Raw genomic sequence first — 26807 nt, 5'->3', positions numbered from 1 at the left:
TTTGGAAATATTCCTTGTATATGCTTAGAGCAACATAACAGCACAAACTTGTAAGGGGGACTAGAACTTGAAGAATACTCATAAAAGCAAGATGGGCAAGATGGCGCTGATCCTCATGAGCACAGTGAGTCTGCTGTCCATAGCCGCCTGCGGCACGGGAGATCTGGAAACCCGGACAGTCGTAGAGAAATCAGGGAAAAAAATTACGGTGATGGATAACGCCTCAGAGTCGGTCTATACCCAACTCAAGCTGGAGGGGATCGATAAGCTGGACGGCGTCCGCGGGATGGATTGGCTCAGCGATGACACGCTTGTTGTAGACAAGGAAAATACTCTGATGACCGCTGTAACCGTTGAGGGAGAGAAACGTTACCCGCATAATTTCTATCTTCGCAACCTTTCCACAGGGAAGGAACAGCCGTTGAAGGAGAGCGAGAAAAGTCTGGGTTTTGCGCTGTTGTCTCCGGATAAAAAGAACCTCTTCTACAAAGAGACCTATGAGGCAACAGGTATCGGCTATATTATGAACCTTGAAACGGGCGTTACTGTAAAGACAGGTGATGCCGAATTCATGACTACGGAAGGGGAGTGGAGCGACAACGAGCATGTTATTTTTCCGAATATGGAAGGTGATATTCTTAAGGTCGATCTGAGCGGAAACAGTGAAATAGCTGTAGATACCGGGGTGACTTACGTTCATAATGTGGTGCAATCGGGGAGCAAGATCTATTATGTCGCCCATGAGGACAGCCAACTAATCGCCTATGATACGGAAAGCAAGCAGTCGAAGGTGATTAAAAAAGATGTCATGTGGGTTATTCCTTCACCGGACGGGAGTAGATTGGCTATTGTAAAACGTACGGCTCCCACCGAGATGACGCTGTTCCTCTGCGATGATGAAGGTAACGAGCAATCAACCTTAGCCTCCGGAACTCAAGTATTCGGAACCAGCTGGTCACCGGACGGGAGCAAACTGGCCTACACGACTACTGCCGAGAATGGCAAAGAAAACCGTTTGTTCATTACTGAAGTGGAAACCGGTGAACAAACTCCGATATCTGATGATATGCAGGCATCCGACAAGCTTCGCTGGAGTCCCTCGGGCAAGAAGTTGCTGACCTCCACAGCTGTACTGAAGGACAATACGTATCAATTTATTGCTTATGTAATAACGTTATCTTAGGAGGCATAAAAATGGAGGGTGCCGGATATCGCAAAGACGATAGGTCCGGCACCCTCTTTACTAGCCGCTTATTCCCTGTAACCTTATTTTTTATAAAATAACCTACAGATTAGAGACTTTATTTGTTATTGGGGTGGTTTCATTGTCATCTAAGGCAATTATTTTATTATTAGTATTGATATCATTGGTGACAACGTCTGCTTACGTGCTTGCAGATACAAGCTTTTCAACTTTAGTACCGACAGCTAACTCTACAGAGATGACTAAGCCACCGCCGACATCTTCACCAACACCAACACCAACACCAACACCAACACCAACACCAACACCAACACCAACACCAACACCTAGCCCAGCGGACATCACAAAAACCGTTCTGATTTCGGCTATTGGAGATAACACCTTGGGTTACGATGATGATTTTCGTACAGCCGGGCGTTTCGATACGGTACTAAAGTCGGTGAAGACGGATTACAGTTATTTTTTCAAGAATGTTCACGGTATCTTATCGCAGGATGACATCACCATAGGTAATTTAGAGACGACCTTTACTACAGCCGAAAAAAGAGCGTCAAAAATGTATAAATTCCACGGTTTACCTGCTTACGCCAACATTTTAGATGAGGGTAGTGTAGATGCAGTGAACTTAGCTAATAATCACACGATGGATTACCTCGATGTTGGCTACAAGGACACAATGGATACGCTTAAGAAATACAATATTCCGTTCTTTGGTTATAACCATCTGGCGATTAAAGAGGTAAATGGCATCAAGGTGGGTATGTTTGGTTATACGGGTTGGTCCTTTGACGGTACAGCTAAGGAGAACATCCGTTTATCTGTTAAAAAGCTTAGGGATCAAGGAGCGACAATCATTGTGGCTTCCTTCCATTGGGGGATCGAACGGGATAACTATCCGAATGACATTCAAAAGGGCCTCGCACATTACGCGATTGATAACGGAGTGGACTTGGTTTTGGGACATCATCCGCATGTGATCCAAGGAATAGAGTTATATAAAGGGAAATATATTGCTTATAGCCTGGCAAACTTTGTATTCGGCGGCAACCGAAATCCAACGGATAAAGATACTTTTATACTGCAAGTTAAGTTTTCTAAAAAGGGTGATTTGCCATTTGCAGCTACCTTGACTGTTATTCCTTGCAGCATATCTTCAGTGAAGGATAGAAACGATTATCAACCAACTCCACTTCAAGGGAAAGACCGCCAACGCGTCATTCATAAAATAAACAAATACTCTTCGAACGTAACCGTAAGCTAGTTATAGTTGCATAATTTGAACTGCCTGGATTTACAGGCGGTTTTTTTGCGCCTGTTTATTTAAATAAGGAGGCCGGGGCCGCGCCCGAGCCCTGATTGTTGTACTCCGTACAACAATTTTGCCCCAAGGCTCTCCGCCCTGATAGTCAGGGCGGAGAGCCTCCTTTGTCCGGCATGTACATGTATTACATGCCGAATTTAGCCTTTATCTAGTTTAACCTTCATTTCTTCCATTTGGTTGGAATAGATCTCAATCTGCGCTTTAAGGATCGAAAGAGAACGCTGTTTATCTTGTAGTGCGGACTGGAGCAGTTGCAGCTGACCTCTGGCTTTATTCGCAGCGGTTTCGGACCGGTTAATTTGTTGTTCATACTCCATTTGCCGGTGTATCGGAAACACAACACACTCATGGTGTACACTTCCATCTATTTCTCTTCGTACTGCGTTTAGCAGTACAGGAATTTCTTCACCTGAACTCGACATTAAAGTCAGGAACATTTCATTGACCTTAGTGTTGAGCAGGATTAAAGGGGTAAAGTAGATCCGAAAGAATATACGGCTGGAATTCGATAATATAGAATCAATAGACAATCCTCGTAATGCGACGTAATCATAACCCAGCAGATCGAGCAGCGTTTGGTTTACAGCCGAAATTTTATTGTCATCCATCAATGACAAATAACCGCAAGGAATGCGGTTGAGCGTATCATTCATCAACTCACCTAGTTTTTTATGATTTGTCTTTTACTATTAATATACCCAAAAATTCATGTATCAATTGTATGGTTTCCTCCGGATGACTCATATGGGGGCAATGTCCGGTTGCTTTCATTAACTTGTAGGTGCTCTGCGGCATGGATTGATGTACATATTCGCCAACTTTAACGGGTGCTATGACATCCTCATTACTCTGTAGAATAAGCGCCGGGACAGGCACGAGAGGCAAGTCCTTCCGGTTATCAGCAAAAAAAGTAGCTACCGCAAACAGGCGGGCAATGTCCGGTTGTATCGAACAAAAACTTATCTCAAGCTCCGCAGCCAGTAATGGACGATCCGGGTTTTGCATTACAGCGGAAGCAAGATAATTGGCCCAGCCTGCAAAGTTTTTCTCCATCAAGTCTATTAGTCCGGTTAGATCCTCTTTAGAAAAACCTCCGTAGTAATCAGGAAGTTTATTTTCGTAGCAAGGGGACGGACCTATTAATACCAGGCGTTCAAATCGTTTGGGTTCGCGGATCGAAGCGAGGATACCAATCATAGAGCCTACCGAATGGCCAACGAAAATCGCGTTGTGAGCATCAATGGCTTCACATATATCCAGAACATCTTGAACGTAGCCTGACAAGTCGCTGTAGCGTTCTTTGTTATATGCCTGAAGGTCCGAGTTACCTGTACCCACATAATCGAAAAGAACAACGCGGTAATCCTTCTCGAATTCAGAAGCTATCATACGCCACATGGACTGGTTGCAGCCGAAGCCCGGAGCGAAGATCATATATTGATTTCCTTTACCTGAAATATTTACGTTATTACGCTGAAGTATGGTTTGATTCACTAAACAATCCTCTTTTCTGTGAAAACAATATTTAAATTGGTTATATTGAATTTTTCAATACACATATTATATCTATTTTATATTATTTTTATAGCAAGATGAAGGAGACATCAAACCCTAATGTAAAGTGTTATAATGAGGGGGCATCATAGAACGAAATATTGGAGGGAACGGCATCCTATGGAAGTAACAGCTCAAGAAGTAGCCGAGTGGATGGTTAAGGAGATCCGCTTTACTGGAAATTTATATCAAACCGCTGCTATAGAATATGTGAAGGCGAATTTTGGAGAACAGTTCGTGTTTGTGAATGAGAACGGCAACGCTTCATTGTCCAAGGACGTTAAGAAGGCTTTCCGTAAGCTGCATGGAGGCAAAATCGCATGGGACCGGGATGGGTTTCTCTGGGCCTGGACCTAAAAAAACGACCGCTAAGGGTCGTTTTTTTTATTGTAGATTATACCGGAACAACCCGGCTGTCCTTTTTCATAGGAGAGCTGCAGAGCGGACATGGCTTGGTCGATACTTGATCCTCGCTACCGCCGGCTTTTACACGAGTCCAACCGGGACAGCTTGTCCCCGTGCACTTCCATACCGGTACCGCGTGGGTTCTTACCGCTGCAGTTGATCTGCTGGTCGGCAGTGATTTTGTTGTAACGGTAACGCTTCTAGATGCCGGAGCTGTGTGAGAAGACACCGCCGACCGGAAGGCCGATAGCATAAAGCGGGAGACGTCTGCTTTTTTGCCCCGATGCTGGGCCGGGGAACTGATGAACAGCTCTTCCTTAGCTCTCGTGACGGCTACATATGCCAATCTGCGTTCCTCCTCGAGCGCTGCCAAACTTGACGCTCCGCTGCCGGGAACGGCGATCTTCCGATCCTTCAATCGATCCCCTTCAAGCGCAGAGCTGTGTGGCAGAATTCCTTCGGAGGCTCCGATAAGGAACACGACAGGGAACTCCAGTCCCTTCGATTTATGAATCGTCATCAGAGCAATCCGGTTGCCTTGCTCTTTGGTGCCCGGCTGACGGTGATGCTCATTACGCTCCGTGATATTCTCAATAAAATCAAGGAAGGCCGGAATGCTGTCAAACCGCTCCGCTGAAGTTTCCAGCTCGTCCAGCATTTCCTTCAGAGTCTCCCTGTGCAGGGTAGCCTGACTTCGTTCGTTAGCCTCAATAAAATAATCGTAAAATTGTGAGCGTATTTGGCGGATAGCTTGTATAGGTGTCAGCTCCCGCATAGAACGGATCAGATCTAGCCGCTCTCTTAGCTTAACGCCTTTGAAATCTTCCATGCCGGGCATCGACATCAGGTGAATTAGCGGTCCTTGCTTTGGCTGGATGGCCTCCATATTACGGATATGGTTCATTCCCTTTTCGCGGTTCATATACAGGGTAGGTAGAATGTTCTCAATCGCTGCGAAATTCCGCCGATTCACCGACAGCCGCAAATGATCCAACACAGGGGAGATTAGCCAATGCTCATAGAGTAGTTGACCTTCTCCATAGTCAATATAAGGGATGTCACGCAGGAGCAGCAGCTCCAGAAGGGCCCGATTACTGCTGGTCGCCCGATATAGCATGGCAAAGTCCTTGTATTCCCGCTTCCCGCTTTCCACTTCAAGGACAATATGCTCCACCATTTGCGCGGCTTCCTCGTCTGCTGTCTGCGGACGCATATAGCGGGGCTGGCTGCCGTTGCTCTTCGCTGCTTGCAGCGTTTTGGAGCGCCGCCGTGTATTGTGACGGATAATGCCGTTGCCCAACCCGACGATTGCAGGACCCGAACGGTAATTGATATCGAGCGTAATCACCTTTGCCCCTGGGTATAGCTTTTCGAATTCCAAAATGAACTCGCTGCGCGCCCCGTTGAAGGAATAAATCGTCTGATCATCGTCGCCAACCACCATTAAGTTATGCTGCGGATGCGCGATCATTTTGACCAACTCATATTGCAGGGCGTTCGTGTCCTGGAACTCATCGACCATTACATACTGGTACCTCATTTGCAGCTCCTGTAGAAGCACCGGCCGCTCCTTCAGCATCCGGTAAGCGATTAACAGAACATCGTCGAAATCGATTTTGAAATTCTCAAGCTTCCATTGCTCATAGATCTTCAGAATTTCTTTCATTTCCTTCTCTGCGGTGGTTAGTTCCGGTAAATCTTCAAGGGTGCCCATGTTCATCTTATGAGAGGAGAGCAGGGTAAGCAGCGTTTCCGGTGGATAAGCATCTTTAGGAAGACCAAGCTCGCGCATGATCTGCTTCAATAAAATATGCTGACGGCGCGTTTCGCTGAATATATCCTGCTGCAAGCCTTGTCTGCGTAAGAAATATAAGAAAAAGGAATGGAATGTCCGGGCTTGCAGGGTGGTAGCATCACGTTCGCTCACTCCGGGTAGAAGAGCAATTCGTTCGCGCATTTCCGCGGCGGCCTTATTAGAAAAGGTCAGCAGGAGCAGCTGGCTCGGCGATATGCCGCGCACAGACAGCAAATAACCGGTTCTGCAGATCAGAACCGAGGTTTTGCCGGAGCCTGCACCTGCCAGAGTAAGCAGCGGCCCCGTATGATGCCTGACGGCTGCAATTTGGGGCTGATTAAGAAGAATTCCGCCGTTCTCCAGCCTCCGGAAATAAGCCGAGTCAGGGTCCCCCACCTTCACCAGTTCCTTGCTGGTCCGCGCAGATGCTATGGCTGCCTCCGGGACCCGCTCACCGGTAGCACCCAGAGGAATATTATGAAATAAAAGTTTGTTCACTGAAATCACCTTCGTTTGTTTCATTAATTGCGGTTTGAGCCAATCTACAATATACCATTCGAGAGCCGTTGCTGCACAAGTAAAAAGTGTAAAAGAATGATTCCATTTATTATATAAAATATTGCTTTTTAATTTCATTTACATTATCATTATCGATAATGATAATAATGAAGGGGGAAAAGTATGCCGGAGTCAAAAGCCGATCTGATTCTGCATCCGATTCGGATGCGCATCATTCAATCCCTTGCGCTAGGCGGACAACGGACTACACAGCAGCTGGTGAGAGAGCTGGAGGATATTCCTCAGGCGACAATGTACCGTCATCTGAACAAGTTGCTGAAGGCCGGAATCCTGCAAGTGGCCGAGGAGAATAAAGTACGTGGAACACTCGAAAAGGTATACTACCTGGCTCAGGGTGGTGAGGATTTAACGCCGCTTGATGTTACGGAGAACTCCTCGGGTGAACACATGACCTTATTTCTGAAGTTTATCTCTTCGCTTATTGGTGATTTCAGTCAATATGTTCGTCAGGAGCATTATGACATGCGTCAGGACGGTATTTCCTTGAGGCAGCTACATCTACATCTAAATGATGAAGAATATGCTGCACTCCTCACCGAGCTCCGCCAGTCTATGCAGAAATATGCAAGCAATGAAGCCGGAGGAACGCGTCGCAGACGTATGATATCGACCATCGTAATTCCCGAAGTACAGGAGGATAAAGGGGAAAATATGAAAGATGAGGCGAGTACTGATGACAGTAAATGAACAATCAGAAGTACAGTTAGTCCACGAGGTTCGGGAAACCACAGATCCATTCGCAGGTGTGTCCCAGAAGGCGCTCAAATTCCTGCCGCTTTATCTCTTAGTACCCATCCTGTATTGGGCTTTATTTAAATCCATAGGATATGAGCTGAATTGGAAGGGCTTCGCCCTTGGGGCGCTTGGTTGGACCGTTGCCCTGTTTCTGCGCGGACCGCTTAGCTTGCTGGTCCAAAAGTGGCCGCCCGAGAAGGCCAAGAATGTGATCGTAAGCAGCTCCGGTGTTCTGGAGGAAGGGGTTCGTCTGAGTCTGCTGCTTCTTACCTCCGTATCTTTCACCTGGGCTCAATCGGTGGGTCAAGGCTGGGCGGCAATTGAAGTATTATTTGTCATTATTAACGTCATTATGATCACAGTCCTCATTAAACGGACAGATGAAAAAGCCATGCAAGCAAAGGAAATGCTTCAGGCTCAGGGAAATATTCAGGCTAGCCCGTTGTGGGGAATATTGGAGCGTATTTGGGCTTCAGCATTTCATATCGGAGCAACACTGATCATAGCGCATAGTCCATGGTCTGTCCTACTGCTGATACCACTGCACAGCGGGCTCAACCTCGTTGCTGTCCGCATCGCCAAGGCCTCTATATTCGGAACAAATATGTTAGTTGCGGCGCTGGGACTAGTTACACTGACGGTTGGGATATTACTTTTTCAATAAATACCTGATTCCTTCCGCCACCCCATCCTCATTATTACTGAAGGTAATGTAATCACTCATTTCTTTGAGGATGGGAGCGGCGTTAGCCATGGCGATCCGGTGACCGGCTACTTTGAACATTGGCAAATCATTGTAGCTATCACCCATTACGGCCACATCCTCCATCGCTATTCCAAAGTGTGAGGCCAGCAGAGTTACCCCATGACCTTTTGTAGCCTCGTGATGGTTGATTTCAAGGTTATCCTCATGCGATGACGTTATAATGAGACCGGGAATGGAAGCGAATCGGGTAGAAGCCTCTTTCAGCAGGTCAGGATTAAGAGAGAAGGCTAAGGCCTTATATATCACATTCTCTTGTTTACTCCAGATTTCATCCATATGTTCTACATAGGTGACCGCAGCCTGCTGAAATTGCTTCTCCACCAACAGCTTGACTATCCACCGCACATTCTCCGGTACTTCCCCCGCCTCCATGGATGCGAGCTTCTCTAGCCGTACCCTTTTATTCAGCTCCACGTACACATTATCTTCCGTATAGATTTCGTAATATAACTCGGGTATTTCATTCATCCAACGGAGAACAGGAATGAGGTCCTCCTTGTCGAGCGGTCGGCTTGCTACAATCATCCCGCCCGGCAGTGCCGCCGCTGCTCCGTTCAGACTAACCACCGGACATTGCAGATCAGCCAGACGCAATTGCCTTTCGGCATCCATATAAGACCTACCTGAAGCGATAGCTACGATATGTCCTAAGCTCTGGGCGTGAACAATAGCCTCGCGATTCCCCAGACTGATAACGCCATCCTCATTTAATAAAGTTCCATCCATATCCAGTGCGATCAGCATGGTGTATTCCTCCCACTCAAGTGTATTGTCCCTTTGAAAGAAAAACGAAATTGTTTCTGTATCTTATCATTAATTTGCAGATTTTTAGAATAGAGATCGTTCATGGTACAATAGTATGTGTTACTATCCTAGCGCCAACACCGTATTGGCGGTTTTTGGTCTGGGCATACAAGCGGAGTCTGTTATACGTAGGGGGTTTTTTAATTATGAGATCCAAGAATTTGGCTACAATATCGCTTGCCGTTATGGCTTGCGGATTTCTTTTCACTCTGTTTTTACCGGAAAATTTAGCGGTGATTCTGCTTCGGGGCGGTTTTGAGGCAGGGCTTGTAGGCGGTATAGCTGACTGGTTTGCTGTAACTGCACTGTTTCGTCATCCGTTGGGATTGCCCATTCCGCATACATCCCTGCTGCTGAAGAATCGCGATAAGCTTGTTCAATCGTTGATCTCAGCGATGGAGAATGAGCTGCTGAACAAAGAGAGCATAGAGAACAAGCTGCGTAAAATTAATATTGTTTCGATGGGAGCTGGCTTACTAACCAAGTCTCTCCGTAGAAAAAAAGCGCGAGCTGAAATCTTAGAGCAAATTAGTGGAATTGTACTCCATCTTCCGTTGCAAAAAGCAGTACCCCATTTGAAATCTGCACTTGTAGGCTATATTCAGGAAGCGGATCTGAGTACAGCGGTAGATAGCGTGGCAACAAGGCTTATGAACGATGGTAAGGATGTTGCTGCTCTTGACTACGCGTTGGAGCAGGTATCTGTATGGAGCGGTCGTGCAGAAACTCGGGCGATGCTGGGCAAAATTGCGAGTCAAAAACTGTCCGAAGTTAAGCTGGGTGGATTAAAGGGTATGGCATTTCAGGCCTTTGTCGGATTTATGGATGAGGATATGCTGGGCGAGATGTTGCAAGGGATGCTGGTCTCCGGAATCCGAGATTTTCAGGAGGAGGACAGTCCGTACCGCGAGGGGGTTATCCAGGAGATTCGAGTGGCGTTATTCCAGGTTGTGAATGATGAGAAACGAGTGGCATCCTTGAAGGACTGGGCCGTGCAAGAACTTCAAAGCGAGGCATCTTCTGAATTCATGGGTGCCCGCTTGGAAGAGATCCGCAGCAAAGCGGTAGAGATGCTGAAAGAGGATCAGGCGAAGGGTGGACGTAAGCTATTTGCACTCTATGCCATGCTTGTACGCCGCATTAGTAAGGAGCAGCAGTGGATTCAGGGCTGGGAAGAGCGGATACGGGCTTCACTGATTGCCTTTGTGGGTAACAACCATTATCGGCTCGGGGGACTGGTCAAAGAGAATCTGGAAATGCTGGACGACGCCAGCTTGGTCAATATGCTTGAGGATAAGGTCGGCAAGGATCTGCAGTGGATCCGAGTAAACGGTGCGCTGTGCGGATTTGTCGTCGGTCTAATTCTAACCGTAATACAAATGCTGTAAATAATATAAAAGCAGTGAAGACTTACACCGGAGGATGAATGTCCTACTCGCGGTTTTGGTCTCACTGCTTTTTTTGATATATGCTTACAGCTGGTTTTTGCCGTTGCTTATGGTATAGGTTTCCTGCACGGGCAGAACGAATATTTTGCCGTCTCCGAAGGAGCCCTTCTCCCCGGTTCTTGCGGTTCTCATGATTATACTGAGTACATCCTCTTTCTCGTCATCATTAATAACAATCATTAAGAGTTTCTTGGATATTTGATTATAATGATTTGTACCCACCTGTATGCCTTTTTGTTTGCCGCGTCCTAAAAGATCCATCTTGCTGATGGAGGGAAAGCCGGCAAGCATAAGCTCAGCCATAACCTCATCTGCTTTCTCCGGTCGTACAATTGCCTTAACCATTAACATCACAATCAACCCTTTCTACGACGAATAATGTGTAAGGATATTGCCCAATTCATGGTAGCAGGATAAAAGAAAATATTCGTTATTGTGGCAACGCTTCCAATATAAGTGTAAGTTTTTTGAAGTAGGATTCAAACGATTAACCTCACAAATTCCTTTTTACACTATGTCGCATTAACGGGATAAACAGAGCGAATCATAATGGATAAGTGGAGGAACCCTGTGAAAAGCGGCGTTTATTAAGTTAAGGTACCTTTTCCTGTTGATCCTGCGTATTCAGCGTTAAAGTTCCGTACAACTCCTCCAAACGTGCGGCGGTATGTTTCCAATCAAATGCATTCAGTGCATCCTTTCGGCCCTGAATGCCCATGCTTTCCGCCAGTTTCGGGTTACGGCCTACCCTCAGCAAATATCTGGAGAAGGACAACGACTCCCGATATCGATTCACTAGGTATCCATTTACACCGGATAAGACAATTTCACGGATACCGCCATTATTGGAGGCAATAACAGGCAGACCGGAAGCCATGGCCTCCACATTGACCAGACCAAAGGCTTCATGACCTTGTGAAGGACAAACGAAGCAGTCTGCTGCTTGATACAGCAGGTGAATCTCCTCATGTGCTACGTTTCCCAGGAAAGTAACCGATACGCCGAGGCGCATGGCCAATCTCTTCAATTGCCTGATATAAAGCGGTTTACCTCTGCCTACAACAAGCAGATGAATGGGTAACCGTCTGCGGAGTAAGTATACGGAACGAATAAGAACGGATACACCTTTACGGGGGATTATTCGTCCGACAAATAGCACAGTAAACTTCTGCGGAAGCCGATAAGCATGGCGAAGGTGCCGCCGTTCTTCCGGAGACGGGGGAACAAACCGCTCTAAATCTGCTCCTAGCGGAACAATGCGTATAACCTCAGACCGGCTTGGGAAGCGGCGGGCCAATCGCCGCTGCAAGGATCGGCTGTTGGCAATAATTAGATCAGCATGATTAAGACAGCTGAGGGTAGCCCGCGTATTCGGTACAAAGGTTAGAGAATGCAGAAATAGAACTATGGGTATAGTTGGAGCTGCTTTTTGGACAGCGGCCATCAGCCTTGGACGATTATCAACTTGTATAAGATCAAAGGACTTTTCCCTTACATAGTTCAGTACCGCATTAAGATATCGGGACGGACTATCCGCTGGCAGCCTAATAATATTTACATGCTCTAGTTCTTCGTTATGTGTTAACCCCGGCATTCTCCGGCTTACAATGGTAACCTGATTACGCAGGGCTAACTGCTTGGCAATCGCCAGAATGCAAATTTCTACCGAGTTGTTCCCGGGAACAGTGAATTGTTCCGGAGCGATGATGCAAACATGCATGGTTCATGCCTCCCTGATCGACCCTTAACAATGAGTCTTTTTGTACCATATGCAGAGTCGTAGGTCGGAGATACATCCTAAGAGCGGAGTCACCGCGGCTAAATGGTTGGATCTAGTAACCTATCTGCAACTTTGTCCTCTCAATGACCACCGAAATTCGCTGCTCAAGCTCTTCTATGGCCTGTTTACTTCCCGCAATTTGGCGAAACATAGAGACAAGAGAAGAGAGTGACTGTGAAGCTATCATTGGATTATGCTTGCGGATGGCGGATTTGAAGCTGCTCCAATCTGCAGAGAGCCGCTTATTTAGAGCAGTGACTACACTTTTTCTGGATTTGATCTCCGTTTGGCTGCTTTCGATACTGCTTAAAGTCTTACGGGCAGCGGTAATTTTCAGGCTTCGCGTTTCTTTGGCCGCCTTTAATGTTGCTTCCTTGTCGCGAATATCCTGTCGGGCCAGCTGTACCAATACTCTCATGGCATCCCCTTGAGCGTTTAGCACTGCGTTCAGATTTTTGTCTTTCAAGTTCCTGGCGATACTGATCCTGCGGCTAAGTGAGCTGTACTGATCGAATAGAGGCTGATAACGTTTCTTCGTACTCTTGGTTTGGGCTTCCAAAGGGGACACTACGCCTGCATCTATTTCTCTGATTTGCTTACGTACCACGATCAACATCTGCTCGTTCTTGTAGTGAAGGACTCTTATTCGTTCCTCCCGGCTATCGTACTGGGTCTGCAGCATAACCAGCTCCGCGTATAGATTAGTCAATCTGGATTTGGTTGAAGAGTCCGCAACAGCAACCGTTTCGTCATAAGAGGCTTTAATAGATGGGGTTAATTGAACTATAGAAGCGGCAAAAGCGTCAGCAGGAGATAGAGCAGCGATTACGAGAACTAACAGTAATCCGGTAAAACGTTTCAGATTCAACAAATGTTTTCCTCCTCATTTCATCCGTGAGCCCTAGAACGACAAAAAGCACCCGCAGCAAAGGCTAAAAAAGCCTTTATTACGGGTGCTTCCAACGTAAAAAGTCACGAACGATCTATTTCTTCAAACTATAGTCCAAGACGATCTGTTTCGTCAAGCAGGCACATTTTTATCCGCATCCGTCTTATCGTATACTGAATTCATTGCATGGAGGAGGGGATTTAGATGAAGTCATATCAAAAGCTTGACGTTGATCCTTATACGCAATGGGAGCCGGAGGTGGCTTCACCCTCCTCAGCGTGCGGACCCGCGACGATGGCAGCCTTGGCGGAATATTGGAGAACCCGGCAAGGGCAGGCTTTTATTCATAAATCGAGTCATTTTCATTCCAAAGCGGAGCATATTAATTACATATATAGACATCATGGAGGGGCTCCATGGGGAATGAGTGTAAAAGGCTTCAAGAAAGGGATAAAGGCCTACATTGGAGCTGCATTCCATACAGAGGTAGGCCGGAGGCACACGCTTTCGCTCCGAACCTTTAATGATTTTGTTCAATACAAGGATGAGATCGAAGCGGGCAGACCGGTTGCCATAAAATTCGACAAATGGTTCAACCTTCGTTGGAAAGGAAGCTACGTCTATGATTATCATTGGGTAATCGGAATTGGTTATGAAGAAGCCGCGGATAGCGGAAAAGCAACTCTAATTATTCTGGATAACGGTGTGAAAACTGCCGCCGGTTTTATTCCGAGTAGAGAACGGCGGGTAGATTATGGCATAAATAAGGACATCCTAACAATGGTGGCATTAAATATAGAAAAAGTGTAATACAATCGTTTGCACAAGGTCGAATATCATATTATAATTTCCCCTTAATAAGGGGTAAAGGGGAAGATTTCTTTGGCGGTACAAAAGGAAATAGACGAACCGATTTATTATGGGGATTTTGTGGCTACTCGTGGTGTGTCTGTATTTGCTCAAGAATTTGATGACTTGTTTAGCTATGACGGAGAGGATTTGGGTGTAACCTACACTAAAGAACGTTCTGCATTTCGCTTATGGGCACCCACATCGCAGGAAGCGGAGGTAGTTCTATACCCATCTTGGGAAGGTGAGGCCTCGCAAAAGTTACCGATGTCCCGTAATACGCGAGGAACATGGTTTCTCGCGGTTAACGGAGATCTCGAGGGCATGTTTTATACATATCGGGTTCGTATTGGGGCACAGTGGAACGAAGCTGTGGATCCCTACGCGCGGGCGGTCGGCGTGAACGGTGATAGAGGCGCAATCATTGATATGCGTACAACGGACCCGGAACGGTGGAGCGAGAATAAACCCCCGCTTGAAGATCCTGCTGATGCGATTATTTATGAGCTGCATTTACGCGACTTATCCATCCATCCGAACAGCGGCATTAAGCATAAAGGTAAATATCTGGGTCTCGCAGAGCAAGGAACGAGGGGACCGGGCGGTATTTTAACCGGGCTGGATTATATTACGGATCTTGGAGTAACCCACGTGCAGCTGCTTCCGATTTATGATTATGCTACTGAAAGTGTAGATGAGACCAAGCTGGATCAGCCGCAATACAACTGGGGATATGATCCCAAAAACTATAATGCCCCGGAAGGCTCCTATGCTACGAATCCCTATGTTCCGGGAGTGCGGATCAGAGAATTGAAGACCTTAATTCAGGCTCTGCATGATCGTGGAATTCGGGTCATTATGGATGTCGTCTATAACCATGTGTACGACGGATACCGGGTGAACTTCACGAAGCTGGTTCCCGGCTATTATCTGCGGTATAAACCGGACGGACGTCTGTCCAACGGCTCAGGCTGCGGGAATGACTGTGCTACGGAACGTAAAATGATGTCGCGGTTTATTGCGGATTCGGTGATCTATTGGGCCAAGGAGTATCATATCGACGGCTTTCGGTTCGATCTGATGGGACTGATGGATATTGATACCATCAACGAAACGCGCCGACGCCTTGATGAGATTGATTATTCAATCCTGACGATCGGCGAGGGTTGGATTATGGAAACGGAGCTACCTCCGGAACGAAGAGCCAACCAAAGCCATGCCAATCTGTTGCCGGGTGTAGGACATTTTAATGACGGCTTCCGAAATGCGATTAAAGGGAATATCTTTCTGCATGACCAAAGGGGATTTATTGGGGGCGGAGTAGGCTTTGAACGAAGTATAAGGGCAGGAGTCGCCGGCGGTATCTTTTACGAGCTTGGACAGGGGCAATATGCTCAAGAGCCGCAGCAATGCGTGAACTTCGTAGAATGTCATGACAATCATACCCTATGGGACAAAATCATCCTATGCTCCCCGAAAGAAACGGATGAGCAACGCCGGGCTATGCATCACCTTGCTTCAGCCATCGTGTTAACGAGTCAGGGGATTCCATTTCTCCATGCCGGGCAAGAGTTTATGCGGACGAAAAATGGAGTCGAGAACAGCTATAAGTCACCCGAGGAGATTAATTGGATGGATTGGGAGCAATGCGCGGCACATGGGGATTCTGTGGCTTACATGAAGGACCTGATCTCACTGCGCAAGGCTCATCCGGCATTCCGACTGCGGTTAGGTGACGATATCCGGGACAGACTTATTTTTGAGAAAGCACCGGCTCATACGGTTGCGTATACTCTGCGTGATCATGCCGGGGGAGACTCTGCGCAGCATATATACGTTCTTTATAACGCCGAGCCGCAAGAGGTTTGCTTGGATCTGCCGGAGCTTGGAGAGTGGAATGTTATTTTCGGTGCAGAGTTCGTACAAAGTGTGGATAAAGGTAAATTAACAGCCCGAGGCATTGGCATGGTCGTATTAGCTGTTCAGCCGTAATAGCCGGATCACAACAAGAAACCTCTCCTTTGAAAATGGTTGAAATTCACTCCATTTAATCAAAGAGAGAGGTTTTTTAACTTTATTATTTCAAGAAAAGGCTTTTTCTATTTGCCTGTAATTCATGTGACGATAGATGAATGAGTAATTCTTCAACAGCAGAAAGACTTGCAACTGCACACATTATGAACATCACCACCACCTCCGATGGAACAAAAGCAAGGGATAGCGGGAAAGCAAACAGCACAAGTCCTGTGATTTTATTCCCATAGGTATGAAGTATTCCAAACGTTTTATATTTTGCAAACACCACTAGCATTGACACTGCTCTGATGATTCCGATGATAATGACCCAAGCAAGGATTTGAACGGTGATAGTAAGGAGTGGAAATAACACAGCTATTAGGATGACAACCAGGATCAGATCTGCGATGGAATCAAGCTTCTCACCTAATTTACTTGCCGTGTCTGTTTTTCTTGCTATATATCCATCCAGAACATCGCTCATTCCACAAATGAGATAGATGGAGAGAAAAGCTATACCTAAGGGTTTTACCACCACCAGTGCAAGGGCAAGAAATATTCTAGTGAGGGAGATGGAATTTGCTAAGGACTTCATATATCACCCCTCCAATACATTTATAATTATCCACTGTGTTCCAATTCAATTATACAGACTATAAGTATAGACTCAATTTTAAAATCAGAGATTGACTATAAGAGCGAACAGAGCGCGCCTTTAAAGCCCGATTTCAATCTATAATTCACTCTACAATCCAGAAATCGGGCTTTAACAGCGATCGCAAGAACCTCCGAACCCGTAGCGGCTTTTTTCACTAACGGTCAACCATTGATTTTGTATATTTAGCTAATTAAAAAAGCACTTACACTTATAGGTTGCATATCATTTTCCGATAAACTCAAATATATGGAAATCCTTGTGATAAAGTTAGGTTGAATGTGTCGTTTTGTGTAAATCGTGATATTATTCATTACAAAATTGAAGTACAAGTGTTAATATAAAGGCACTTATTCCCCTATTCAAGCCTAACAGGAAGTTGTAAAAGTGGCCGAAGTCGCCAAGTTGCAGCCTCCTACTTCGCCGCTTTACAGCGGTACTTAGATCGGTGACCGAGAGTGAAGCCTTTGGAGCGCCGGGAATAAAAGCAAAGACAGCACCGCCTTAATTTCCGGCGGCTAATAAGAGAGACTCGGAGGATGACTGTTATGGGTAAAACAACTGGATTTATGGAATATCAACGACAAACACCGGCAGAATGTTCTACATTGGAGCGAATTAAACATTGGAATGAATTTTCGGTGCCGATGGAAGAAGAGAAACTGCGTGAGCAGGGTGCAAGATGTATGGATTGTGGAACGCCGTATTGCCATGTAGGACGTGTACTATCAGGTATGGCTTCGGGCTGTCCTGTTAATAATCTAATTCCGGAATGGAATGACCTCGTGTATCACGGCAACTGGGAGGTTGCCTTAAAAAGATTGCACAAAACCAATAATTTTCCTGAATTTACAGGTCGGGTATGTCCGGCTCCATGTGAAGGCTCCTGTACGGTAGGCCTCGTTGGGAAGCCTGTAACAATAAAGTCTATTGAGAAAGCTATTGTGGACAGAGGATTTGCGGAAGGCTGGATTGTTCCTGAGCCGCCGCTGACACGCACGGGCAAGAAGGTTGCCGTTGTCGGGTCCGGACCTGCTGGCCTTGCTTGCGCTGCACAGCTTAATAAGGCTGGACACAGCGTAACGGTCTATGAGCGGGCTGATCGCATCGGCGGTTTGTTGACTTACGGTATCCCAAATATGAAGCTGGATAAGAAAACAGTGCAGCGCCGAGTAGATTTGCTTGCTGCTGAAGGCATCACTTTTATTACGAATACGGAAATTGGCAAGGATATTTCGACTTCTCAGCTGAAAGAAGAGAATGATGCAGTTATCCTATGCGGAGGATCGACTCAAGCCCGTGATCTTCCATTGGAAGGACGCGAGCTGTCGGGTATCCATCAAGCGATGGAGTTCCTGACGTTGAACACCAAGAGCCTGCTTGATTCGGAGTTGACGGATGGGCAGTACTTGTCAGCAGCAGGCAAGGACGTAGTGGTTATCGGCGGCGGAGATACGGGGACAGACTGTGTAGCCACTTCTATCCGCCACGGTTGTAACAGCGTGATCCAGCTGGAAATCATGCCGCAGTCCCCTCTCAGCCGTCAAGCCGGCAATCCTTGGCCGGAATGGCCGAAGGTACTTAAGGTAGACTACGGTCAAGAAGAGGCGGCATCTGTGTTCGAGCAGGATCCGCGCCGTTATCTCGTATCGACGAAGCGTTTTGTCGGTAATGAGGAAGGGCATGTTCAGGAGCTCCACACCGTGAAGATTGAGTGGACCCGTAATGAGGAGGGTCGTATCGTACCGGTAGAAGTTCCGGGCAGTGAAGAAGTTTTCAAGACACAGCTGGTATTGCTGGCCTTGGGCTTCACAGGACCGGAAGAAACAGCGTTAGAGGGTCTGGGCTTGGAACGGGATGAACGTTCTAATGTCAAGGCAGAGTTCGGAGAACAAAAGACAAACGTAGAGGGTGTATTCGCCGCAGGAGATATGCGCCGAGGACAAAGCCTTGTGGTATGGGCGATTAACGAAGGCCGCCAAACCGCCCGTGAAGTTGACCGCTTTTTGATGGGAGCTTCGAATCTTCCTTAATTACTAGAGACTAAGCATATTACAAGCAGGACGCCTTCCGGGGCGTCCACTTTTGCGTTCGCAGACTGCAAAGTTAATAATAGGGATATAGGAATTCAAATAAATACTCATATAGAGGGGATAGCAGTTATGAAATTAATGTTTATTTCCGATATCCACGGCTCACTTTACTGGCTGGATAAGGCTTTGGAGAAGGTGCAAGAGGAACAACCGGATAACCTTGTGATATTGGGAGACTTTTTGTATCACGGGCCTAGAAATCCGCTGCCGAATGGATATGATCCACAAGGTGTTGCGGCCAGACTGAACCCTTATAGCAAATCTATTGTTGCTGTACGCGGGAATTGCGATGCCGAGGTGGATCAAATGCTGCTGGAGTTCCCGATGATGGGGGATTATGTGATGATTTTGCACGAAGGCAGACGAATTTATGTTACACATGGACATGGCTTCAGCATCGAGAATTTGCCGCTGCTCTCAGAAGGAGATATTTTCATTCAAGGGCATACCCACCTTCCGGTGGCGGATGTTAAAGAGGGAATCTATGTACTGAATCCCGGTTCAATAGCGTTGCCCAAAGAAAATAATCCGAACAGCTACGCGGTTCTTGAGGGCGGGTTGTTCAGCGTGAAGGATTTTGACGGGAATAAGGTTAAAAGTATTGTTCTATAACAAAAAAACCATAATCTTATAGCGTAGCGGCAATTGAGCGCAGGGGAATATTCATGTATTATGGGTATGGAGCTTTGAAGCAAGCGGGCTCCAAATATAACAGTAAAGGTAGTTACCTAAATGCACCCTAAAGATTCGAACTATACCATGCCGCCCGAATGGGGTAAGCATGAGCGTACTTTTATATCCTGGCCGGTCAAAGCCTCCATGTGTTTCCCGGAAGATCATGAGTCCGTATGCAAAGGATACGCGGATATCATCAATGCTATAGCTGAGTTTGAACCCGTAACCGTAGTGGTTAATCCAACGGATCTGGAAGCCGTGGAACGTCTGGTTGGCGGTCCGAGTGTTACGCTGCTGCCTATAGAACATAGCGACGCGTGGCTGCGGGACAATGGCCCGACCTTTGTCGTGAACAATGACGGGGTGTTGGCCGGAGTGAATTGGACTTTTAATGCCTGGGGAGGCAAATATGCTCCGTGGGATCTTGACGATAAAGTAGCTCCACAGATTCTCGAAAGCTTGGGGCTTGAGCGTTTGGATGCACCGCTTGTCATGGAGGGCGGTTCGATCCATACGGATGGAGAAGGAACACTTCTTACAACAGAGGAGTGTCTGCTCAATCCTAACCGCAATCCTCATCTGGGACGGGAAGAGATTGAAGCCTCCGTGCGTAAATACACCGGCACAGAACAGATTATCTGGCTGAAGCAAGGCTTAAGCGGAGATGAGACGGATGGTCATGTGGACAATATTGCCTGCTTCGCTGCTCCCGGCAAGGTAATTATTCAAGTGTGTGAGGATCCGGAGGATGAGAACTACGCGATTACGCTGGATAATCTAAGCATTCTGGAGAATGCTGTAGACGCTAGGGGACGTAAGCTGGAGATCATTAAGATTGCACAGCCTCCGCGTGTAGATTATGAGGACAGCCGTTTGACGCTCAGTTATTTGAATTTTTACTTCGTGAACGGGGGCATCATTCTGCCCGTCTTTGGCGGCACTGCCGAGGAGACGGACAAGCTGGCGGAGCAAGTGCTGGCCGGCGTTTTCCCGGATCGCAGAATACGTACCGTCAACGGTATGGCTGTCATCCGTGAAGGCGGGAACGTTCATTGCACCACGCAGCAAATGCCGGCACGAAACTAGAGTTCTAAGCATGACTAGTTGGATATTACTCTGAGATTCTTCTTGACCCAGTCAGTGAAATAGATGTATTTTGTACACTTATTTCTAGACTTTGGCGCTCGGATGTATGGATAGATGTACTTTGTGCAACTAAAAACACGTATAAGTCGTTTAAACCCCGGAATACCCAAAAATAAGTGTATAAAGTCAGACTGTTGAGAAAGTCCGAATTTCAACACGACACCGCGTTAATTTGGTATAATATAGATAACTTTGCTAGAAAGCGCGGTGTCTTATGTTAAACGAAAAAGATCAAGGGGATAGCGGAAAATATCAAATGGAGATGGTTTGTTTAGACCAGTTGGTTCCCTCCGATCACCTCCTTCGTTTGGTCGAAAAACATGTGGATTTTTCGTTCATTACCGAAAAGGTACGCCCTTATTATAGTGCAACCCAAGGAAGACCTTCGATTCCACCCATCCGTTTATTCAAAATGATGCTGATTGGCTACCTGTTTAACATTCGTTCCGAACGCATCCTTGAGCAGGACATTAACGTTAACCTTGCCTACCGGTGGTTTTTAGGCCTGGGCCTTAGTGAACCAGTTCCGGACCATTCCACGATTAGTTATAACCGGAATGGACGATTTCAGGGAACCGATGTCTTCCAGGAAATCTTCGACGAAGTGGTGCGGCTTGCCATTTCCCACCGCATGATTGCGGGGCGGCTCTTAATTACAGATTCGACGCACATCGAGGCGAATGCCAATAAAAATCGTTATACGCAGCAAATGACGAGTGAGTCCCCGCACGCCTATCTGCAAGAGTTGGAGACCGCAGTCCATGAAAGCCGCCGTGCTCACGGGAAAAAGCCATTAGCTCCTCCACGCGGGAAACGGGAGGAGGAGCCCAAAAAACTGAAAGTGAGCCTGACTGATCCAGAGAGCGGCTACATGAATCGTAAGAACAAACCGGAAGGATTCTTTTACTTAGACCACCGGACGGTTGACCACAAATACAATATGATTACCGATGTGTATGTGACGCCAGGCAATGTCAATGATTCAACCGTGTATATGGAGCGCTTAACCCGGCAACTGGAGACCTTTGGTTTTCGAGACACCCTCGAAGCCATAGCCTTGGATTCCGGATACATGGTGCCCCATATTTGCAAACAAACGACGCCATGGATGACTGTAATTGCCGAGCGGAAACCACCCAGCAAACCCGGCTTTCTCACGAAAGAAGACTTTACCTATGATGCGAAAAAGGATGTATACGTATGTCCATTAGGACAACCACTCACGTACCGAACGACGAACCGACAAGGCTACAACGAGTATATATCATCCAAGGGGCACTGCGCGGCTTGCCCGAAAGTCACTCAATGTACTGAAAACTCCAAGCACCAGCGTACGATTCAGCGGCATGTATGGGAAGACTTCAAAGAGAAAGTACACCAAAACCGGAAAAGTCCCGAAGGCGAGAAAATCTACAAATACCGCGCTCAAACCATTGAGCGTAGCTTTGCTGATGCCAAAAATCTCCACGGGTACCGTCGATGCCGAATGCGGGGCAAAGCCAAGATGCAGGAACAGGCATTGATGACGGCCATTGCACAGAATCTGAAGAAAATGGCCCGTCACTTAGCAAAGATGGAGGCCTATGCTTTTCATTTGTGTATGAAAAAGAGTAACCTTCACTACTTTAACCGTCATTTGGGTTTCCGCATGATATTTGCAGCTTGAAAGTTTGCTTTCTCAACAGTCTGATAAAGTGCACTTAAACATCCTAAAGTGTGCTAAGGGAGAAATATAAGTGTAAGTTGTGCAACTATATATATTGAAACCCATGTAGGTAGACGATTTGATTGCCGCACTTGACGCTACCCGATTGACCCAAGAACCATTAACTTAAGGAGGTAAGATACGTGAGAAAAGTAAAAGTAGCTGCCACTCAAATGAGCTGCTCAGGCAACATTGATGAGAATATCAGCAAAGCTGAAAAGTTGGTTAGAGAAGCAGCGGCGCAGGGTGCACAGATTATCTTGCTCCAGGAACTCTTCGAAACACCGTACTTCTGCCAGAAGGAGAAGTCGGATTATTATAGCTACGCAACCGAGCTTGAGCTTAACAAAGCAGTAAATCATTTCAAAGCGATAGCCAAAGAACTTGAGGTTGTTCTGCCGATCAGCTTCTATGAGAAGAAAAACTATGCACGCTATAATTCGCTTGCTGTTATCGACGCGGATGGAACCGTTATGGGTAAATATCGCAAAAGTCATATTCCGGACGGTCCGGGTTATGAGGAGAAGTTCTATTTTAACCCGGGAGATACCGGCTTCAAAGTGTGGAACACCCGTTATGCAAAAATCGGCGTAGGCATCTGTTGGGATCAATGGTATCCGGAAGCCGCCAGAGTGATGAGCTTGATGGGAGCAGAAATTCTGTTCTATCCTACAGCCATCGGCTCTGAACCGCAGGACGGCTCCATTGATTCTAAGGATCATTGGCAGACCTGTATGCTTGGGCATGCAGCCGCCAACCTGATTCCTGTCGTTGCCTCCAACCGGATCGGTGAAGAGACCGATGAGGAATCCAGCATTAATTTCTACGGTTCATCGTTTATCGCCGGCCCGCAAGGGAACAAGGTTGTGGAAGCTGGACGGGATGAAGAAACAATATTGGTTAGTGAGTTTGACCTGGATGCTTTGGAGGTTGGACGGATTGAGTGGGGGATCTTCCGCGATCGTCGGCCTGAGCTTTACCGATTGATCTCCTCATATGATGGGGATTTAACGTTTTAAGGTTTACCTTTTTTAGTTTTTAAGGTTTTTTAAAGTTTTTAAGGACAACGGGCACTGCCAAGGATGATTATGATCTCTTGCCGGTGGCCGTTTTTTTTATAATCAGAGCATTCCAAAAATTCACTATAGGAGGAACTACTATGTATCCATCTTTCGATCTGACAGGCAAAATAGCAGTAATTACGGGGGCCAGCATGGGGATCGGTCAAGGTCTTGCCAAAGCATTGGCACATGCAGGTGCAAAAGTCATTCTAACGGCTCGAAGTGTACAGGCGCTTGAAGCCGTAGCCGAGGAAATTCGAGTAGAGGGCGGTGAGGCGGAGGTCCGGCAGCTGGATGTAACGAACACGGCCCAGATAAGTAAGGTTATGAATGAAATTGGCGAAGCTTTTGGTCGAATTGATATTCTGGTGAACAATGCGGGACTCGGGGCCAACCATCCGGCCGTGGATGTAACGGAACAAGATTGGGACAGCATGATGGACGTCAACCTAAAGGGATTGTTTTTTTGCTGTCAGGCGGCAGGGAAAATTATGTTGAAGCAGGGCAGCGGGCGGATAGTGAATATCAGTTCCCAGGCCAGTGTTGTCGGTATCGTAGATCATGCGGTTTACTGCGCCTCCAAAGGGGGAGTGAATCAGTTAACCCGTGTATTAGCTTTGGAATGGTCAAGTCAGGGAGTGAATGTGAATGCGGTAGCCCCTACTTTTACATATACACCAGGTACAGCTGAACGTTTGGATAACCCTGAGTATTATCAAAATGTGGTCAGCCGCATCCCAGCCAACCGGGTAGCTGAACTTCAGGATGTGGCAGGAGCCGTTATTTATCTGGCATCCTCTGCCGGTAATATGGTAACGGGAACCACTCTTCTAGTCGATGGAGGCTGGACAGCTCAATAAATGTTATAAATTACTGATTTGATGTAATGTTATATGACACAATGAGGAAAAGTTAATTGTCACCATCGCTTTAATCTGATAAAATCTTTCTTAAGTTATCTATAAATACTTAGGGGGATGGAGATATGAAGAGTCGGAAAAATTTGGTGATGTCAGGTTTAGTGGCATTTCTATTAATCGCTTTGGTGGGTTGTGGGTCTAATAATGCAAGCAATGGCAATACCGCCGCGGGTGAGAAAATAATGTTCGCCAGTGATGCCAGCTATGCACCTATGGAGTATATGGATACAGATACGATCAAAGGCTTTGATATCGACTTCATCAAGGCGGTTATGGAAGAGGCCGGCATGAAGTATGAAGTAAAGAATACAGGCTGGGATACAATGCTCTCGAGCGTGAAGCAAGGAACGGAGTACCAAGCTGGATTGTCCTCGGTATCGATTACAGATGAACGGAAAGAAACGTATGACTATTCCATCCCTTACTTCGAATCCACGAATATGATTATGGTTAAGGATGGCAGCTCGATCAAGAGTGCGCTGGACCTGAAGGATAAGAAGGTTGCCGTTCAGACAGCAACGACTGCGGATGATTTAATGAGCGGAATTATGGGTGTGGATAACGGCGACTTAAAACGCTTTGACAGCAATGCAGTAGCTCTAATGGAACTGAACGGCGGCGGAGTAGATGCAGTAGTTGCCGATATTGCAATCATTCGTGAGTACATCAAGAATAATCCTGACCAGAAATTAACCGGTATCTTAGATACAACGAATTTCAGTTCGGAGTACTACGGTATTCTGTTGCCTAAAGGCAGTGAGTTGAAGGCTAAGCTTGACCCGGCCATTAAAAAAGTGCTGGAGAACGGGAAATACGCAGAAATCTACAAAACATGGTTCGGCGAAGAACCAAATTTGGATAACTTGTTGAATGCGAAGTAAGCAGTAACCGAAGTCACCGAGTTAGTAACCGACGGGAATAACCAGAGGGAATGAAAAGCATGCGTAATGTAAGCTATTGCGCATGCTTCTTTTTATAAAATTTTATAAAAGCATTAGAGAAGGGAAGAGTATTATGGATTTCAGATTCGACATCATTATTCATTATTTGCCGGTCCTGTTCAGAGGGACGATGCTCACTATCGGGGTATCTTTAGTTTCTATAATTGTAGGTTCGATTCTGGGATTAGGTATTGGCTTCGGCAAAATGGCGCCGCGCTGGTACTGGCGCTGGCCCTTTCATTGTTATATCAATTTCTTCCGCGGGACACCGCTGATCGTCCAGATCTTAATTGTCCATTTCGGACTGATCCCGGCTATTTACGGGAGTACCAATGCCCTTCTTTCCGCCTTTGTTGCTCTTTCGCTTAACTCCGCTGCATACTCCGCCGAAATTTTTCGGGCAGGCATTCAGTCTATTGATCAGGGTCAGCAGGAGGCTGCGCTATCACTCGGTATGAGTAAAAAGCAGGCCATGAGATTTATTATATTGCCGCAGGCAATCAAGCGTATGATCCCCGCATTCGGGAATGAATTTATTGTATTGGTTAAGGACTCCTCCTTAATGTCAATTGTGGCTACACAAGAATTAATGTACTGGACCACCACCATGAAAGGTCAATATCTGCGGATCTGGGAGCCGTATTTGACGGCAGCACTCATTTATTTCATTCTTACCTATTCCCTCAGCAAGCTGCTGAATGTTGTCGAACGGAGGCTGTAATTTATGTTGGAGCCTATTATTTCCGTAAAAAATTTGTATAAAGCGTTCGGGAGCCATACGGTGTTGACGGATATTAATGTGGATATTTACAATCAGGAAGTGGTTGTTGTTATTGGACCCTCAGGTTCGGGGAAATCCACCTTTCTTCGCTGTTTGAATTTGCTGGAGCAGCCGCAGAGTGGAGAAATTCTTATTGAAGGAATCTCCCTAATGGATAAAAGTACTAAGATTAATGATATTCGTACAGAACTCGGGATGGTATTCCAGCAATTCAATTTATTTCCCCACAAAAAGGTTATAGAGAACATCATGCTGGCACCGATTCAGGTGCGTAAGTGGACCCCGGACAAAGCTCGCCGGAAGGCGTTGGAGCTGCTGGATAAAGTAGGCCTTAGTGAAAAAGCTGAGGTGTATCCGGCTTCGCTCTCCGGGGGGCAGGCCCAGCGGGTGGCCATTGCCCGGGCGCTGGCTATGGAGCCTAAGATTATGCTGTTCGATGAACCGACATCAGCGCTTGATCCTGAGATGGTTGGTGAGGTGCTCGCCGTAATGAAAGAGCTAGCTCGTGAAGGGATGACTATGGTGGTTGTTACGCATGAGATGGGGTTCGCGCGTGAGGTCGGAGATCGTGTTATTTTTATGGAGCAGGGTGTTATCGTAGAGGAGGGATCACCTGAGCAGGTGTTCGGAAATCCGAAGCAGGAGCGTACACAGCTTTTCTTATCCAAGGTATTATAACCGCCTA

Annotated in this window: 25 protein-coding genes; 17 read left to right on the top strand and 8 right to left on the bottom strand. The window is 46.6% G+C overall.

The features are described 5' to 3' along the window. Positions 1 to 67 precede the first annotated feature (67 nt). Positions 68 to 1183, top strand: coding sequence for a TolB-like translocation protein (locus PWYN_RS10160; protein WP_240479712.1), 1116 nt, complete (start codon positions 68 to 70; stop codon positions 1181 to 1183). A gap of 142 nt (positions 1184 to 1325) precedes the next feature. Then, positions 1326 to 2465, top strand: a complete 1140-nt coding sequence (locus PWYN_RS10155) for a CapA family protein (protein WP_084146671.1) — start codon at positions 1326 to 1328, stop codon at positions 2463 to 2465. A gap of 197 nt (positions 2466 to 2662) precedes the next feature. Here the strand turns inward: PWYN_RS10155 and PWYN_RS10150 are convergent, their stop codons facing one another. Together PWYN_RS10150 and PWYN_RS10145 are read right to left on the bottom strand one after the other, a co-directional pair. Next, positions 2663 to 3178, bottom strand: coding sequence for a nitrogen regulation protein NR(II) (locus tag PWYN_RS10150; RefSeq protein WP_052087878.1), 516 nt, complete (start codon positions 3176 to 3178; stop codon positions 2663 to 2665). Between the two features lie 16 nt (positions 3179 to 3194). Beyond that, a complete protein-coding gene (locus tag PWYN_RS10145) occupies positions 3195 to 4019 on the bottom strand; it encodes an alpha/beta fold hydrolase (RefSeq protein ID WP_036651011.1) in 825 nt (274 codons plus the stop codon). A gap of 180 nt (positions 4020 to 4199) precedes the next feature. Here PWYN_RS10145 and PWYN_RS10140 point away from each other — a divergent pair, with 180 nt between their 5' ends. Beyond that, positions 4200 to 4436 carry a DUF6953 family protein gene (locus PWYN_RS10140; protein WP_036651009.1) on the top strand — a complete coding sequence of 79 codons (237 nt, stop codon included), beginning with the start codon at positions 4200 to 4202 and terminating at the stop codon, positions 4434 to 4436. Positions 4437 to 4473: 37 nt separating this feature from the next. On the opposite strand, the gene PWYN_RS10135 is transcribed toward PWYN_RS10140, so the two are convergent. After that, the gene (locus PWYN_RS10135; protein ID WP_036653657.1) at positions 4474 to 6777 is read right to left on the bottom strand and encodes a UvrD-helicase domain-containing protein; all 2304 of its coding nucleotides are present in this window, start codon (positions 6775 to 6777) and stop codon (positions 4474 to 4476) included. Between the two features lie 183 nt (positions 6778 to 6960). On the opposite strand from PWYN_RS10135, the gene PWYN_RS10130 reads away from it, so the two are divergent. Together PWYN_RS10130 and PWYN_RS10125 are read left to right on the top strand one after the other, a co-directional pair. Further along, complete coding sequence (locus PWYN_RS10130) at positions 6961 to 7545, top strand: helix-turn-helix domain-containing protein (protein ID WP_052087877.1); 585 nt, start codon at positions 6961 to 6963, stop codon at positions 7543 to 7545. Continuing rightward, positions 7517 to 8257, top strand: coding sequence for a YhfC family intramembrane metalloprotease (locus PWYN_RS10125; protein ID WP_240479710.1), 741 nt, complete (start codon positions 7517 to 7519; stop codon positions 8255 to 8257). The genes PWYN_RS10130 and PWYN_RS10125 overlap by 29 nt, the downstream gene beginning before the upstream one ends. Here PWYN_RS10125 and PWYN_RS10120 read toward each other — a convergent pair. Next, entirely contained in the window at positions 8243 to 9103 is an 861-nt protein-coding gene (locus PWYN_RS10120) for a Cof-type HAD-IIB family hydrolase (RefSeq protein WP_036651005.1), read from the bottom strand. The genes PWYN_RS10125 and PWYN_RS10120 overlap by 15 nt on opposite strands. Before the next feature lie 206 nt (positions 9104 to 9309). On the opposite strand from PWYN_RS10120, the gene PWYN_RS10115 reads away from it, so the two are divergent. Further along, positions 9310 to 10551 (top strand): DUF445 domain-containing protein, encoded by a 1242-nt coding sequence (locus PWYN_RS10115; RefSeq protein ID WP_036651003.1) that lies wholly within the window; start codon positions 9310 to 9312, stop codon positions 10549 to 10551. A gap of 84 nt (positions 10552 to 10635) precedes the next feature. On the opposite strand, the gene PWYN_RS10110 is transcribed toward PWYN_RS10115, so the two are convergent. The 3 genes from PWYN_RS10110 to PWYN_RS10100 all read right to left on the bottom strand — a co-directional run bounded on the left by PWYN_RS10110 (position 10636) and on the right by PWYN_RS10100 (position 13262). Further along, positions 10636 to 10962 carry a P-II family nitrogen regulator gene (locus PWYN_RS10110; protein WP_036651000.1) on the bottom strand — a complete coding sequence of 109 codons (327 nt, stop codon included), beginning with the start codon at positions 10960 to 10962 and terminating at the stop codon, positions 10636 to 10638. A gap of 241 nt (positions 10963 to 11203) precedes the next feature. Beyond that, a complete protein-coding gene (locus PWYN_RS10105) occupies positions 11204 to 12331 on the bottom strand; it encodes a glycosyltransferase family 4 protein (RefSeq protein ID WP_036650997.1) in 1128 nt (375 codons plus the stop codon). 112 nt (positions 12332 to 12443) lie between these two features. Then, a complete protein-coding gene (locus tag PWYN_RS10100; RefSeq protein WP_036650994.1) occupies positions 12444 to 13262 on the bottom strand; it encodes a hypothetical protein in 819 nt (272 codons plus the stop codon). A gap of 222 nt (positions 13263 to 13484) precedes the next feature. Between PWYN_RS10100 and PWYN_RS28005 the strand changes: the two genes are divergently transcribed. Continuing rightward, positions 13485 to 14090 (top strand): C39 family peptidase, encoded by a 606-nt coding sequence (locus PWYN_RS28005; protein ID WP_052087876.1) that lies wholly within the window; start codon positions 13485 to 13487, stop codon positions 14088 to 14090. Positions 14091 to 14162: 72 nt separating this feature from the next. After that, positions 14163 to 16121 carry a type I pullulanase gene (gene pulA, locus PWYN_RS10090; protein ID WP_036650990.1) on the top strand — a complete coding sequence of 653 codons (1959 nt, stop codon included), beginning with the start codon at positions 14163 to 14165 and terminating at the stop codon, positions 16119 to 16121. An 85-nt stretch (positions 16122 to 16206) separates the two neighbouring features. Here the strand turns inward: pulA and PWYN_RS10085 are convergent, their stop codons facing one another. Continuing rightward, entirely contained in the window at positions 16207 to 16740 is a 534-nt protein-coding gene (locus PWYN_RS10085) for a CDP-alcohol phosphatidyltransferase family protein (RefSeq protein ID WP_036650987.1), read from the bottom strand. Positions 16741 to 17348: 608 nt separating this feature from the next. Between PWYN_RS10085 and PWYN_RS10080 the strand changes: the two genes are divergently transcribed. The 9 genes from PWYN_RS10080 to PWYN_RS10040 all read left to right on the top strand — a co-directional run bounded on the left by PWYN_RS10080 (position 17349) and on the right by PWYN_RS10040 (position 26800). Beyond that, positions 17349 to 18833: a glutamate synthase subunit beta gene (locus PWYN_RS10080; RefSeq protein ID WP_036650984.1), complete on the top strand. Its 1485-nt coding sequence runs from the start codon at positions 17349 to 17351 to the stop codon at positions 18831 to 18833. A gap of 129 nt (positions 18834 to 18962) precedes the next feature. Further along, positions 18963 to 19505 (top strand): phosphodiesterase, encoded by a 543-nt coding sequence (yfcE, locus tag PWYN_RS10075; RefSeq protein ID WP_036650979.1) that lies wholly within the window; start codon positions 18963 to 18965, stop codon positions 19503 to 19505. Between the two features lie 120 nt (positions 19506 to 19625). After that, positions 19626 to 20654 (top strand): agmatine deiminase family protein, encoded by a 1029-nt coding sequence (locus PWYN_RS10070; protein WP_036650976.1) that lies wholly within the window; start codon positions 19626 to 19628, stop codon positions 20652 to 20654. Between the two features lie 274 nt (positions 20655 to 20928). Continuing rightward, positions 20929 to 22380 (top strand): IS1182 family transposase, encoded by a 1452-nt coding sequence (locus PWYN_RS10065; protein ID WP_052087777.1) that lies wholly within the window; start codon positions 20929 to 20931, stop codon positions 22378 to 22380. Positions 22381 to 22562: 182 nt separating this feature from the next. Then, on the top strand, positions 22563 to 23438 hold the full coding sequence (aguB, locus tag PWYN_RS10060; protein WP_036650972.1) for an N-carbamoylputrescine amidase: 876 nt from the start codon (positions 22563 to 22565) through the stop codon (positions 23436 to 23438). 140 nt (positions 23439 to 23578) lie between these two features. Next, positions 23579 to 24340, top strand: a complete 762-nt coding sequence (locus PWYN_RS10055) for an SDR family NAD(P)-dependent oxidoreductase (RefSeq protein ID WP_036650969.1) — start codon at positions 23579 to 23581, stop codon at positions 24338 to 24340. 125 nt (positions 24341 to 24465) lie between these two features. Beyond that, positions 24466 to 25281, top strand: coding sequence for a basic amino acid ABC transporter substrate-binding protein (locus PWYN_RS10050; protein ID WP_036650959.1), 816 nt, complete (start codon positions 24466 to 24468; stop codon positions 25279 to 25281). Positions 25282 to 25414: 133 nt separating this feature from the next. Beyond that, positions 25415 to 26062 carry an amino acid ABC transporter permease gene (locus tag PWYN_RS10045; RefSeq protein WP_036650954.1) on the top strand — a complete coding sequence of 216 codons (648 nt, stop codon included), beginning with the start codon at positions 25415 to 25417 and terminating at the stop codon, positions 26060 to 26062. A 15-nt stretch (positions 26063 to 26077) separates the two neighbouring features. Beyond that, a complete protein-coding gene (locus tag PWYN_RS10040; protein ID WP_036653652.1) occupies positions 26078 to 26800 on the top strand; it encodes an amino acid ABC transporter ATP-binding protein in 723 nt (240 codons plus the stop codon). Positions 26801 to 26807 lie beyond the last annotated feature (7 nt).

This window comes from Paenibacillus wynnii (assembly GCF_000757885.1).
GTDB classification, from domain to species: Bacteria; Bacillota; Bacilli; order Paenibacillales; family Paenibacillaceae; genus Paenibacillus_AQ; species Paenibacillus_AQ wynnii.
Note: the sequence above shows the minus strand (reverse complement) of the source record. Positions and strands in the feature narration are given on the sequence as shown.